The sequence below is a fragment of the Enhygromyxa salina genome (genome assembly GCF_000737335.2).
Classification (GTDB): domain Bacteria; phylum Myxococcota_A; class Polyangia; order Nannocystales; family Nannocystaceae; genus Plesiocystis; species Plesiocystis salina_C.
This window is the reverse complement of sequence record NZ_JMCC02000003.1, coordinates 33486-46523: the sequence shown is the minus strand read 5'-3', so window position 1 is coordinate 46523 and position 13038 is coordinate 33486. Positions and strand designations below refer to the sequence as shown.

At 67.6% G+C, this 13038-nt stretch carries 9 protein-coding genes; 2 read left to right on the top strand and 7 right to left on the bottom strand.

The genetic code is table 11. The features are described from left to right. Positions 1–15: 15 nt before the first annotated feature. Together DB30_RS01700 and DB30_RS01695 are read right to left on the bottom strand one after the other, a co-directional pair. Positions 16–2919, bottom strand: coding sequence for a ricin-type beta-trefoil lectin domain protein (locus tag DB30_RS01700; RefSeq protein WP_052546186.1), 2904 nt, complete (start codon positions 2917–2919; stop codon positions 16–18). Between the two features lie 91 nt (positions 2920–3010). After that, positions 3011–5008, bottom strand: coding sequence for a HEAT repeat domain-containing protein (locus DB30_RS01695; protein ID WP_205632884.1), 1998 nt, complete (start codon positions 5006–5008; stop codon positions 3011–3013). A 295-nt stretch (positions 5009–5303) separates the two neighbouring features. Here DB30_RS01695 and DB30_RS01690 point away from each other — a divergent pair, with 295 nt between their 5' ends. Together DB30_RS01690 and DB30_RS01685 are read left to right on the top strand one after the other, a co-directional pair. Continuing rightward, complete coding sequence (locus DB30_RS01690; protein ID WP_052546184.1) at positions 5304–5675, top strand: hypothetical protein; 372 nt, start codon at positions 5304–5306, stop codon at positions 5673–5675. A gap of 122 nt (positions 5676–5797) precedes the next feature. Further along, positions 5798–7543, top strand: a complete 1746-nt coding sequence (locus tag DB30_RS01685) for an AAA family ATPase (RefSeq protein ID WP_052546183.1) — start codon at positions 5798–5800, stop codon at positions 7541–7543. 33 nt (positions 7544–7576) lie between these two features. On the opposite strand, the gene DB30_RS01680 is transcribed toward DB30_RS01685, so the two are convergent. The 5 genes from DB30_RS01680 to DB30_RS01660 form a co-directional block, all read right to left on the bottom strand. Continuing rightward, complete coding sequence (locus DB30_RS01680; protein ID WP_205632883.1) at positions 7577–8854, bottom strand: type II toxin-antitoxin system HipA family toxin; 1278 nt, start codon at positions 8852–8854, stop codon at positions 7577–7579. After that, the gene (locus DB30_RS01675) at positions 8838–9179 is read right to left on the bottom strand and encodes a helix-turn-helix domain-containing protein (protein WP_052546265.1); all 342 of its coding nucleotides are present in this window, start codon (positions 9177–9179) and stop codon (positions 8838–8840) included. Before DB30_RS01675 ends, DB30_RS01680 begins: the two co-directional genes overlap by 17 nt. Positions 9180–9282: 103 nt before the next feature. Continuing rightward, positions 9283–9993: a DUF6339 family protein gene (locus DB30_RS01670; RefSeq protein ID WP_052546181.1), complete on the bottom strand. Its 711-nt coding sequence runs from the start codon at positions 9991–9993 to the stop codon at positions 9283–9285. After that, positions 9990–10988: a hypothetical protein gene (locus DB30_RS01665; protein WP_052546180.1), complete on the bottom strand. Its 999-nt coding sequence runs from the start codon at positions 10986–10988 to the stop codon at positions 9990–9992. Before DB30_RS01665 ends, DB30_RS01670 begins: the two co-directional genes overlap by 4 nt. Beyond that, on the bottom strand, positions 10985–12817 hold the full coding sequence (locus DB30_RS01660) for a hypothetical protein (protein ID WP_052546179.1): 1833 nt from the start codon (positions 12815–12817) through the stop codon (positions 10985–10987). The genes DB30_RS01665 and DB30_RS01660 overlap by 4 nt, the downstream gene beginning before the upstream one ends. Positions 12818–13038: the final 221 nt, after the last annotated feature.

The following is a 13038-nucleotide window of genomic DNA, read 5'->3' as shown; positions in this document are numbered from 1 at the left end:
GTCGAGCCCGTGGGGCTATTGCGGGACGATGATCCAGGTCTCCGTGACGTCGGCGCAATTGTACAGGTTGGCGTTGGCCCCGTTGTTCATCGTGTTGTTGCCGACGATGTTGAGGCACATGTTCGGGTTCCACTCCGCGTGGATCTTGTTGTCGTTGGGGTCGAACACCCAAGACTCGGACACCGAGTCGCAGTCGTACATGTTGACGTCCACCCCGTTGGTCGACGAGTTGTTGCCGACCGCGTTGAGGCACATGCCATCGTTCCAGGTCGCGCGGATCTGGCCGTCGCGCGGGAAGTAGATGTCAAAGCTCTCCGCCACGGAGTTGCAGTTGTAGAGGTTGACCGACTGGCCGTTGGACGAGCTGTTGTTGCCGATGACGTTGAGGCAAAGGTTGTTGTTCCACGCGGCCTTGATCTTCGCGTTGGTGGTTGTGGGGCCGGTCCAGTCGGTCCCGCCGAACTGACCGTTGGCGTCGGCGTAGTCGAGGTACTTGGTGTCGCTCACTTTGTTGTAGCAGTACAGATCGTCGCGCCCGTCGCCGTCGTAGTCGTCGGTGTAGAGCACGGCGTTGCTGCCGGTGCACCAGGTCGACGCCGCCGACCAGTCGGTTCCCCAGAACTCACCGTTGGCGTCGGCGTAGTCAATCCACTTGGTCGACGAGCCGTGGCAGAGCATGTCGTCGCGGCCGTCACCGTTGAAGTCGCCAACCAGGAGCTCGCCGGAGCTGTCCAGGCACCAATTCGCGCTCCGGACCCAATCGGTGCCCCCGAAGGCGCCGCCGCTCTGGAAGTCAATCCACTTCTTGCCGTTGTCCGTGCCGTGGCACAGGTAGTCGGTCGCGCTGTCACCGTTGAAGTCGCCAGCGAACAGCTCCTGGGTCGAGCCGGTGCACCAGGTCCCGCTGGGCTTGTCGTCGCCAACGTTGACGATCTGGGTCAGGTCGAAGAAGTCGATGGTCGTGCTGTAGCCGTTCCAGCTGGCGATGGTGTGGGTGTGGTCGCCGCTGCAGTTCGCCCAGCAGATTGGCCACGGGATGGTGTAGTTGATGCTAAATGTGATGTCGCCGGACAGCGTGGTCAGGAACGCCGAGGCGTACTCGTTGAACACCAAGCGAACGGCCGAGAGCGGCGAGTAGTCGATGACCTCGACCCCGACCGTGAATGGGACGTCGAGCTCGAGCAGGTTGAGCGTGGCGATGATCCCACCGCTGACGTATTCGCTGTAGTTGACGGTGGTCCCGGCCTTGGCGGCGATGTCCATGAACGGGGTGATCGTGCCTTCAACCTCGACGCCTTGCCGGGTCGTGCTCGCGGTGATCGTGGTCTGCTCGGTGTCGATGCCAACGGTGCCCTCGAGCCACAGTCCCGCGCTGACCGAGCCGCAGCCATCATCAAAGTTGACGCCGACCAGGCTCACGCTCTTGGTCAAGGTTGGATCGATGTCGAGGCTGGCCGCGTCGAAGATGTCCTGAAGCGACACCGGGTCGCCGTCGCTGAGCTGGATCTCGAACTCCGGGATGAACTCGTAGGTGAAGATCGACGCGCCCATCGCCACGCCGCCGCCACCAAAGTCGTAGCCAATGAAGGTCGCGTAGATGTCGAGGACGTCGACGGAGTTGTCGAACACCGTGCCCTCGGAGTACACGCCCGCCTCGAACCAAGAGCCCGCGCTGTGGATCTCGATGCCCTTGTAGGTCGTGGCCGCGCCGTCCGAGCCGTTGACGTCTAGCCAGGTCTCGAAGCTCAGGCCCGAGTAGCCAAACCCGTAGCTGCTGTTCGCGCCCCAGCTGTCGCCCCACACTTCGGCGCTGCGGGCCGAGGCGGCGCCGGGTTGGGACACGGGGAGGCCGTCTTCACCGACCACTTGGCGCACGATCACGACCGGGACCGCCGCGCAGTCGTTGGCCCGCGGCTCGAGCTCGCCAGGGTAGACGGCTTGATCAAACTGGGTCTCGAGGCAGGTGACCAGCTCGAACTCTTCGATGTTCGACCAGGCCCCATTTACGATCGCCTCGCGGGCGGCGTCCTCGAGGTACAGCGCGCTCGAGACGGTCAGGTCGCCGTTGCTCGGGACCTCGACGTTGGCGAGGGTGCTCGGCTCGTCATTCTTGCGTTGGATCAGCGGGAGCCCGGCGTCGGTCGAGCCGAGCGGGCGGATGTGGTGGGCAATGTGGACCTGTCCTTCGTCGAGCGCCTTGCCGTCGGCGAGCCCGGTGATCCGCGAGCGCGAGGTCACGCTGAAGTCGGGGCGATTGACGAGTGCCGGCGCCTCGCCATCAGGGGCGGCGACCGGGACCACGGCGACCACCGACGAGAGGTTGAGCTCGCGCAGCTGCGCATCGAGACCGGGGTTGTCGTGCAGCGAGTACTGGGTCTCGCAGGTCTCACAGCCTTCGAGGCTGACCGCCGCCGCGGCGACGACCGAGTAGATGTCGTAGCCCGTGGGGTTGGACGCGTCGATCACCCGATCACCAATCCGGTTCCACGGGTCGAACGACGCAAACAGCTCGACGTCGTCGCGCCCAGCGAGCTCGTAGCACTCGCGGTCGACCATGAACTCAGCCTCGTTTGCGTACGCGGTGGGCGAGTCGACGCCCTCGAGCTGCTCGGGATCGCTGGTGTGCTCGACGGGCATCGCCCCGAGCACGCACCCGGCCGCGCCGTCGCTGGTTCGCATGCCGATCAGGAGATCGGTCGCGTAGGCCTCGCCGCTCAGCTCCGCGTTAATCGCAACCCGCAGCGGATGCAACAGCTGCGGATCATCGGCGCTGGTGATCTCGAGCTTGGTCACCGTGATGTGATCGTTGGCGACGGCCGCTTCGTCGCCGTCGGAGTTGGTCGTGTCACCACAACCGGTGGCGAGAACGAGGGGAACTGCGAAGGTGCAGAGGGTGCGAGTGATGACTTGTTTGGACATTGGCTTTGACTCGATCTGTCGTTGGGCAAGGGGGCGCCGTTCGCCGGTCCCACCGGGCCGGACGTTGGGCGGACGTTGGAGGGGGACTGAGCTAGTTCGCGGCCTTCCAGTGGCCGGACATGCTGCGGCCGAGCGCCGCGAGGCGCTCGGGGTTGCGATCGTCGCTAGTGAGCTGCGCGTGCAGGTGCTCGCGCAGCAACGAGTCGGCTTGGGCGTCGCCGTGCTTGGCAGCCTCGCCGAGCAGCGCGACGGCGGCTCGTTGTTCGGCCTGCGCAGCGCTGGCGAGGCTGTCCGCGGCGAGGCTGATCAGGCCCTCGCTTGGCTGTTGATCATGGCGGCGGGCGACCGACGTCGCGGTCTCGAGCGCGCTGGTTCGGACCACCCGATCTTCATCGCCAAGCGCCTGCTCGAGGTGCGGATAGGCCTGCTCGGGCGACATCTGCCGCATCGCGTGCGCGGCCTGCTTGCGGACCGTTGGGCTCTCGTGGTCGACGTAGGTGCCAATCACGTCAGCGAGCTCGTCGTGCCCAGCGTTGCCCGCCGCAGCCAGGGCGTGACCCAGCTGCGCCTCGTCGGCGGGCGCGGCCAGCCAGTCATGAATCTGTCCGCGGGCCTGGGCGGCGAGCTCGGGGTCTTGGGCGGCGGCGGTGTTGGCCACGGTCCCGAGCGCCAGCGCCATCGAGCCACGCTCGATCGACGCGAGGCCCTCGTTGTTCGCCGCAGCCGCGACGAGCTCGATCATCTCGGGCGTGGGCTGCTGAACCATCGACAGCGCATGCGCGGCGGCGATCTGGTGGCTCACGTCGGGCCAGGCGCCAAGGATGTCGACCAGCGCGCCCTTGGCCTGCTCGGTGTTGGCCGAGCCCAGCGCGTAGAACAGGCCCGAACGAGCGATACGCTCTTGGTCGAACTCGCCGGACCGCAGCCGCGCCAACAGCTCGCCGGTCTGCTCGGGGTTGGCCCGCAGCCAGTCGCGCAGCATGTTGCCGTAGTCGCTGACCGAACCCGACGCGACCAGCTCGCGGTAGTTGGCGAGCGCGTCGTCGAGCGGCACTTCACGCAGCGCCTCATCAAAGTCGGTGCTTGGGTCGCGCGGCTTGGACCCGAGCCGTCCAAAGCTCCAGCCGCCGTCGGCGAGGTTGACCTGCGGCGAGAAGCCGTTGGGCGCGACGCGGCGAGCCTGGGTCGAGCGGAAGTGCGTGCCGAAGGGTCGGTCGCCAAGGCTGAACTCGAGGTCGCGCTCGTTGGTCAGCGTCTCGAACCAGGCGTCGGCGGCGAGCTCGACCTCGATCGTCGACGCGAGGATCTCGACTGCGATCGGCGCGACGCGACCGGTCTCGCTGCCGATCGCGTAGGACACAGCGGCGCCGTTGATCCGCCCGTCTTCGTAGTTGAAGCGCGCGGCGTAGCGACCGGTCGCGTCGAAGCTGGTCCCGCCGTAGCTGCCGGCCTCGCTGGTCTTGCTTGGCGCGATGAACCCAAGCCCCGCGGCCATCAGCTGCTGCTCGCGGGCGGCGTCGAGGTCACCCTCGCTGCGCCAGCCAAACTCGCGGATGCCACAGCGGGGATCCACGCGGATCAAGAAGGTGTCGGACAGCCCAGCCGAGGCCGTGGGGGCCCCGTTGCTGGCCGTGATGCCGCCGTCGTCGATGCGCGCCGCGAGGACGCTCGAGCCGTCGTCGTCGCGCGCGACCGCCACGAGCTCGACGTGCCAGCTGCGGTCGATCTGCTGGGCTTGGTCCTGCGTCGCGTGGACCTGCGCCTGGCCGCCAGCGTCGACCTCGTCCGCGAGCCGGCTCATGTCGATCTCGACGCTGGTCTGGCTGACGACCTCATAGGCCATCGCGGTGCCGGGCTCGAAGCTGCACAGGCGCCCTTGCGAGCTCGCGGCGCTGAGTCGAGCGTGGTGGACGAGGCTGGCGCGCTGCTGTTGTTCGCCCTCGCGGACCTCGCTGACCGCGGCCGACTCCTCGGAGGAGCCAAGCGCGAACCAGGCCAATCCGAAGACAAGTGGCGCGGCGATCGCAATGACGGCTGGCCGGCGATTCTTGGACGCGAGTGGTGAAGGCGACTGGCTTTGATCCGGCATCGCTCGTCCGATGAGCAATCAGCGTGCCAGTGACCGTGGATCGGAAATTCGCTGTGACGCCCGCAGTTCGGCCGTTTAGCGCCCAACTCGAGACTGTTCGAGACGGTCTCGAGACTGCCGCGACCGACCGTCGCCGACGCCTGCGACGGTTGCGAAGCCCGTCCAGGCGAGTACGCTCCGGCGCCAGAGCGCCACCACCATGTCATCGCAACGAGTCTCCGCCTGTCTCATCGCCGCGCTCGCGCTTGCTTGCGCAGCGCCGGCACCAAGCTCCACCCCGTCCGCCGAGCCTCCCGTGCCCGCGCCCGTGCAAGTCGAGGAGGAGCCGGCCCAGGCCAGCAGCGCGATCACGCTTGGCGACCTCCAGACAGAGATCACCGCCCCGGTTGGCGCCGAGCTGTACTACGCGTACCCGGATCACGCCTCGGTTGGCTACGGCGCGGTGTTCGAGGTCGAAGATCCACAGATCATCCAACACCTCCGGACCGACGTGGCGTTCGAGCAATCCAAGGCGGACCGCGCGGGCAAGACGGGGGCCGACAAGGCCACGGGCACCTTCGTGTTCAAGGCCGTCGCGCCCGGGACAACTGGCTTGCGCATCACCAGGAAGTTCCGCGGCGAGACGGAGTACGAGGCCGCCTTCACGATCACCGTTGTCGAGCCCTGAACCCGAAGCGCAGGCGCTGCCCGCCGCTGGGGTAGCTTGGCGTGGGGATGCGCTCGCATGCAGGTCGCGTGGAGTGGATCACGGGCCCCCATTGCCCGCGCAGGTCCAGTACACTCGCGCGCATGTCCGACGCCGCGTCCGACGCCCCGCTCCGGTCTGCCAGCCCCATCACGATCGAGCCGCTGCCCGGCGGGTACGATCGGCCCGGCGCGCGTCGGTTGCTGAGCGACAGCAAGCTGCCGTCCGCGATCCACAAGGTCGTCAAGGCGCCCTTCGGTCACACGGTCTTGAGCCTGCAGACCCTGGACGCGGTGGTTGAGGCGTTTGATGTCGCGCAGCAGGCCGGTCAGGCGATCCAGGGCGCGCTGATGGAGGACATCGCCCAGTCCGGCTCGCTGGCGATCCCCGAGCCAACCCGAGATCAGCGGCTGTTCGTTGGTGCGTTCACGACCACGGTGCTGCTCGACAAGCTGCGGCTTGGGCTGGTCCCGCTGGCCCCAAGCCCGAAGATCGAGAGCGACCTCGAGGCCGACGGGCTCGAGGATCTGCTCGAGGTCACGGTGGGTGATCTGCTGCCGCGCCTGGCCAAGATGGCGACCAACTACCTGCAGACCCAGGCCCAGCAAAAGCCCGAGGCCGCAGATCCCAAGCTCGAGGCCCGCGAGGGTTGGATCGTGACCACGCTGTTGGCCTTCGCCGCCCAGCTGCACGGGGCGGTTCAGCGCCTGACCCACCTTGGCCGCCTGCGCCCGTTTGGGATCGCGCTTGCCAAGCGCCGGGTCACCGTTGGCGAGCTGCGCTACGAGGGCTTTCACTCCCGCGCGGCCATGGATCCGGTCACGGATCTCAGCCCGGTTCGCGTCGAGGACATCGTTGGCAACGAAGAGTACGTCCAGGCCGGGCTCAAGCTCGCCCGTGACGTCGCCGCGTTCGACCTCGAGGCGGGGACCAGCCCCAAGCGCATCAACCCGGTGTTGTTTGGGCTTGGCCGGCCGGGCTGCGGCAAGACCATCACCGCCCACGCGATCGGCAATTACTTCCTGGACTATTGCCGCGAGCGCGACATCCCGGCCCGGTTCAAGGTCATCCGCCGCACGGACTGGGCCAGCGCGTATCAAAACGCCAGCGCCAACCAGCTGGTCAAGATCTTCAAAGAAGAGATCTACGGGTTCGACGGGGTCGTGGGCGTGTATTGGCCCGACATCGACACCGCGTTCGCCAGCCGCGGCAGCGGTGATCTGCGCATGGAAGAGAAGAACAACCTTGGCGCGGTGTTTGGCATCTTCGACGGCACGCTGATCCCCAAGGACGGCAAGTGGTTCATGATCTGCGACGCCAACTATATGCAGATGGACGAGGCCACGCGCTCGCGCATCGCCCAAAACCCCTTCACGGTCCCGGGCCCCGTCAGCGCGCAGGACTTCGTCAAGCTCATGCGCGACATCTTGCTGCGCGACGTTCGGCGCTTCGTCAACCCCGATGACCCGCGCTGGCTCGAGGCTGGGCAGGCTTGCGTTGACAGTAAATTGTCGGGGCGCAACGTAGAGAGCATCACAAACAACATTCGCGCGCACGTGCAGGACTTCGAGTACCCAAACGACTACTTCAAGGCCACGCTCGAGCGGCGGCGCGAGATCATTGATCAGTACAGCAAGCGCGTGACCGTGGACGACGTGATCGAGCGGGTCCAGCAGTTCGCAGAGTTCCAGGTCGAGGCCGAGGACAAGGCCGCCCGGGATCGGTTCGAGAACGAGGTCTCGGACATGGTCCGCCAGCTCAACGCGGGCCGGGCCGCGAGCGAGCGGGCCGCCGAGGCGTTTCAGGCCGAGATCGAGAAGAAGGCCGGGGCCGCGCCTTCGACCACGTAGGCATCTGGACGCTCGCGCGTCATGTTCAGCGGGTCACGGGCCCGCTGCGTCAGCCACCCGAAACGCCCGCTCCATCTCGGTTTGCTGCCGCCGCGAGATCCCGCGCGCTGTCGCCACTTCGCGCCAACCTCGAACCACCCCGGTCACCAGATCGATGATCGCGTTCGCCCGATCCTTGCGAACCCTGAACATCTCCGCGACCTCGCGCACGAGTCGCAGATCCTGAGCGTTGTCCTTGTCCGAGATGTTCAGGCTCAGCCCCTCGCCCCACGCGACGGGGTTGATGTCGTATGCCGGGGACAGCCGCCAACCATTTTGGGTCAACATGAACCCATGATTGCGCAGGTGATCATCGACATTGGAGATGCACACGAACAGGACAATGCGCCGCCACAGCTGCTCGAGATCCTTGCTGGGTTCTGCGCCCGACTGGATCAGGGCTTCGGCCAACTCCAGGTAGCTCACGTCATCGGATGCTTCGCCATCGGTGCGTTGCAGCAGCGTCATCGCCGACGCAAAGTGCAGGCGTTGGCCCTGGGGTGTCCGATCAAACCGCTGCGAGATGAAGGTGTGATGCTTGCTGGCGAATCGAGCGCAGGTCGAGGTTGGCACGTCCACGCCCGCGCGGCTGGCGAGTTCGTGCGCCACGCCCTCCCACGCGCCAACGTCAATATCGTCATCGGTGCTCGGGAATTTGGCGATATGTAGCCACCCGTTGTGATCGACGACGCTGGCCTTGGGGCGCGCGCCGCCGAGCGAGCGGCCGGGCGCCAGCATCATCGTGAGCCACCGCGAGTAGTTGGGGTGCTCCTCGGACCCCTCTTGCTCGAGCTGCCGACTGGCATTTTCTAGCTCGCGCAGGGCGGTCCATGGGGGGGAGGCGAGCTCGACATTGTCGTCGAGGAAGGGGCCCTCTGGCGCCAAGCGAAATCGCAGCGCCCCCATTCGGTGACCGTCGAAGACGCCAAGCAAGTAGTCGGACTCCATCAATTGCCGCCGCGCCCGCCCTTGCTCGCGCGTGAGTTGGGCCTCCCGGCGCTCGAGCAACACGCGACCCCACCGATCCGGGCTCGAGTCCAAGAACACGCCAAAGTTCGCTTGATCAGCCGCAGGGTAGTGGGGCCCCGGATACAGGCTCAACGAAGGATCGAGCGCGAACGCGTGCTCGCTGGTGAGCCACGCCTGGTCGTACTCGAACGAGAAGACCTCGCGCCCGCGCACCCGCACAGCCGACAACACACCCACGCGGGACAGCGGCGCACCCGACCAGTCGGCCCACACCTGGATCGCGCGCTCATGATTGGCGATCATCATCGTCCTTTCGGGCCCGACGCCGAGGGCGGCCGCGCGTGGGCAGCCCGGCATCTTGCAGCTTGCGCCCAAGTTCGTCGTCGCGCGCGAGCAGAGCGAGGTCTCCGTGCAGACCGAGCACGTGCAGGACATTTGCGTAGCTCCCCAGCGTGGCGCTTGGCTCGCCCCGCTCGATCGCGGCGAGGGTCGTGCGAGACATCCCAGCGCGCTCGGCCACCAAGCTTGCAGACAGGCGCCGCCGCAGCCGCGCGAGCCGGATGTTCTCGCCGAGCCCGACCAGGAGGCGGCGGACAGCGGGGAGCGGCGGGTTGCTCTTCCTGGCCATGATGTTCAATATGTTTAGCAATAGATGGTAGATTTGTCCAGAATAATGAACAATTAGGGTGCGCGTAGGGCGCGGCGTGCATGGCCGCTTGGTCAGCGCTCGTTCAACCACCGCCGTCGTCGGCGCGCTCGTCCCAGGCCAGGTCGATCAGCTCGTCGAGGACCACCCGCAGCTGGGCCTGGTCCTGCCCCTCGAGCGGCACGGTGCTCAGGTACGCGTTGAAGCGCGGCAGCACCCGCTCGACGATCCCGCCAGGCTGTTGCTCGAGCGCTTCGATGCAGGCCGCGGCCGCCGGCCGATAGTGTGCGAACTTGCGAATGAACACCTGAATGGCGACGGACTGGGTCGAGAACGCCCGCTCGGTCAGCGAGTAGTCGCCATCGATCACGGTGAGCTCGGCGATCCACCACAGTCGCGAGAAGGTATTGCAGTCATGGCGCAGCCCGGCGCGCCAGAAGCGATCGCGCATCGTCGCCCAAGACTGAAACTCGTAGCGGTGGCGCACGAACGCGGGCTGATGCACGACCGCGAGGAATCGAAACACCCCAGGGTCGGCGGCGACGCGCCTCGAGATCGGCAGCGCGCGGTGGATCGCGACAGCAGCGCGCGCGTCGATCTGGCTCGAGTGCTGGGGGACCACGCTCATGATCTGCGCGAGGCCGAGGTCGAGCTGCTCGAGCTCAATCGCGTGGCTGAGCGGCTGGACGTGGTCGCGCCAGGCGGTCGCGGCGTGGCGCTGCAGCTGGCCCGTGACCAGCTCTTGGGTCACGAGTCGGCGGCCCGTGGGGGCCAGGCTCTGCAACAGGGCGCTCATGAGATCTCATCCGCGAGCTTGGCTGCGAGCTGTGCGAGCTCGCCCGAGACCTGGATCACCGCGTCGAGCTGCACGAGCAAGCTTGGCAGCTGGCGATGGTCGTGGCACAGGCGCTCGCGCCGGGCCGCGTCGTCGACTTCGTCGGGGTACAGGCGGACCAGCCACTGATCGAGGACCGATCGCTCCCATGCGTAGGCGTGGTCGCCGTCTTCGACAAAGCGGGTGCTGGCGGACAGGAACAGCTGCGTCCACACGCCGGCTTGGATGCGCTCGAACAGCAGCTCGCGGGCGCGGGCGCGGGGCCCCGTCGTGCCCTTGGCGTCGAGCACGGCGCGGACATGCTCGTGATCCGCGTTGAGGTACAAGATCGGATCTTCGCGGGCGAGGTCGAGCCGGTACAGGCTTGCTCGCTGAGGCGGTGGGATCGACGGCTCTTGGGCGAATGAGCGGTATTGAATGTCGAGGTAATTTCCAGCGCGCTCAATGGGCTTGTCGATCAGCAGCTGCCACGAGCGCGCGCTGGCGAGGCGAGCGCCCGCGAGCGAAGCCACGCCGGGCGTGTCGTGGGTGGCGGCGCGCGAGCGGATCACGAACGCGTCGATCTCTGCGACGTCCGCGAATTCGTCGCGGCGCAGCTCGAGCGTGAGCTCGAACCGGCCGCCGCTGCCCTGGTTCCAGTTCAGCAGCCCCACCTGCCGACGCACGCGGGTGCGATCGCAGCGGAGCGCGACCAGGATCGCCAGCGGTGGGTCGTCGCGCTCGTGGGCCCCCACGACTTGGGTGACAACCCGTGACGGCACGCTGAGCTGAAGATCCAGCGTGGCCCGCTGCCACGCCGCGCTGAGATCCACGGTGTGGCCGCGCGGGTCGAGGCGATCGATGACGCTGACGCTCGTGTCCGCGTCGAGCTGGCCGCCAAGGACCGCGAGCTTCAGCGCGTGCGCTTCGTGGACCCACGGAAAAAATCGCTGCTCCGACGCCGCCGTCTGCTTCATGGCGGCGGCTCCTGCAGCTCACCGAACACGCGCAGGCCAAGCTCGGCGCCCAGCAGCTCGGTGCGGGTTGGTTCGGCGCTGCCCGTGACCGCCAGGCTCAGCACGCCAAGCGGGACTTCGACCTCCGCGTTGCCACCGTGCAGATCCACGGGGAGCTCGGGCTCGGTGTGCAGCGTGGCAATTGCCAGCTCGCCAACGGGCGCGCCGTCCTCACCCACGTGGTGCAGGCACAGCGTCGCGCGCCAGGGCCGGGCGCCCAGGTCCGGCTCGATCGTCCCGGCGAAGCGCCAGATATCGCCGTCGAGCTGGGCTTGGAATTCTCGAAAGTGAAACGCGCTGGGGCCCTTGCTCGCGGATCGACCGGTGCGACCGAGCGCGAAGCGCTTGCGCAGGCGCTCCGGTCCCTGCACGCCAGCGGCGGCGACGGGGGCCAGCAGCTCGCGCAGCGCAGCGCCCACGCCGTCCCACAGGCGCGAGAACACCTGCCCGTAGCCGCGGGTCCACATGTCCTTGACCGCGGGCGTGGCGTGCCAGCTGTCGTGACCGGGCGGCTCGGCGTCTCGCAAGAAGCGCTCGATCGCGAGATCTTCGTGGGTCGGGTCGCTGGGATCGCGGCCACGCCCACACGCCAAGATCGCGTGGAACGGTCGCAGCCCGGACATTCCGGCGAGATCGCGGTAGGCCACCACCATCCCGGCGCCGCGAAAGCAGGCGAGCGTGCGCGCGTGGGGTTCGTCGTCGTCGGCGAGCCGCACGATCAGATCCACGGTGCCGCGGATTCTCTTGCCACCCACGCGGGGCCGCGGGAGCTCGATCGCAACGGGGACCCGCGCGACGTCACCCGCTCGCTCGAGCGTGGGCTTGGCGTGGTCGCGGCGGCGCCAACAATCGACGAAGGGTGCGAGCTCGGGGAGGTCCGCGGCGTCGACGGGCGCGCCGCCAACCTGGATCTCGAGCCCGCGCTGGTCGGGCTGCATGGCTGGCCAAAACCACTGGGCGGCGTGCTCGCGCAGCTTGGCGGTGAGCTCGGCTGGCTGCAGCTGTTGCTCGGCCGCGGGCTCGCGGAACCCAAGCACCAGCACGGACGTGCCCGCCGCCTCGCTGCGCTCGAGGGCGAGCCGCTGGGCGAGCCGCTGCGCTTGCTTGGACCACACAGACTCCGCGCGACGTCGGTCGCCGTCGAGCTCGACCGCGCGTCCGAACCACCCCGGCCCCGTGAAGCCCTCGCCGTTGACTTCGTGGTAGGGCAGCTCGGCGCGACCGATGAGCCGCGGCGAGCGACGACCCTTGGGATCCTCGGACAGCTGCGAGCTGAACAGCACCGTCGAGAGGCCCGAGAAGCTCCACAGCACCGACTTACCAAGCCCGTAGCTGCCGCCCGCGCTGTCGCTCTGCTTGACGCTAAACAGGGTGTCTTTGCACAGCGCACGAAAGTGCGAGCCCTCGCCGTCCTCGTCGCCGGTCAGTCCAACGGTGCCGCGATCTTCGATCCGCAGGGCGAGCAGGCGATCGCTGGTCTCGAGCTCGGACAGGAACTCGGCCAGCCGCCGGCCGCTTGGGGTTGGGGTCTGGCCCGCGCCCGCGAGGTGGTCGCGCAGCGCTGGCCAGTGCACCGCTTCGAAGAAGGCCGCGAGTGACTCACCCTCGAGCTCGACCAGCTCAAAGGCGATCTGCGCGGCACCCAGCGCTTGATCGTTGGCGTTCTGGCACACCTCGCGCACGAACGAGCCAAGCTGATGCCCAAACGCGTGCTCCGCAGCCTGGCCGCCGCGCCGCGCCCCAGACGGGGGGAGCTCGTCGAAGATCCAGCGGATCGGGGCAGGGGCCACGGGGCGGACGATAGCGAGGACTGAACGGCAGCGCGAGGGCTGCCGCATTTTGGTTGCTCTGCGTGCGGCCAGGCGCTTGCCGGGCCCCTTCACTCGGGTGCCCGGTCTGCTAGACTCTGGGCGGCCCAAGACCTCCGCGGGGGTCTTGGTCTGCGCGAAGTCTCTAGTCGACCCATGTCGAGGTTGTGATGGCAAAGCAAGATGAACTCCCGACGTTGGCC

What these genes read in the sequence shown, in the direction of transcription:
- DB30_RS01675 (WP_052546265.1), bottom strand. Translation starts at nt 9,179, where the DNA reads ATGGCCAGGAAGAGCAACCCGCCGCTCCCCGCTGTCCGCCGCCTCCTG.
- DB30_RS01665 (WP_052546180.1), bottom strand. Translation starts at nt 10,988, where the DNA reads ATGAAGCAGACGGCGGCGTCGGAGCAGCGATTTTTTCCGTGGGTCCAC.
- DB30_RS01685 (WP_052546183.1), top strand. Translation starts at nt 5,798, where the DNA reads ATGTCCGACGCCGCGTCCGACGCCCCGCTCCGGTCTGCCAGCCCCATC.
- DB30_RS01680 (WP_205632883.1), bottom strand. Translation starts at nt 8,854, where the DNA reads ATGATCGCCAATCATGAGCGCGCGATCCAGGTGTGGGCCGACTGGTCG.
- DB30_RS01695 (WP_205632884.1), bottom strand. Translation starts at nt 5,008, where the DNA reads ATGCCGGATCAAAGCCAGTCGCCTTCACCACTCGCGTCCAAGAATCGC.
- DB30_RS01700 (WP_052546186.1), bottom strand. Translation starts at nt 2,919, where the DNA reads ATGTCCAAACAAGTCATCACTCGCACCCTCTGCACCTTCGCAGTTCCC.
- DB30_RS01670 (WP_052546181.1), bottom strand. Translation starts at nt 9,993, where the DNA reads ATGAGCGCCCTGTTGCAGAGCCTGGCCCCCACGGGCCGCCGACTCGTG.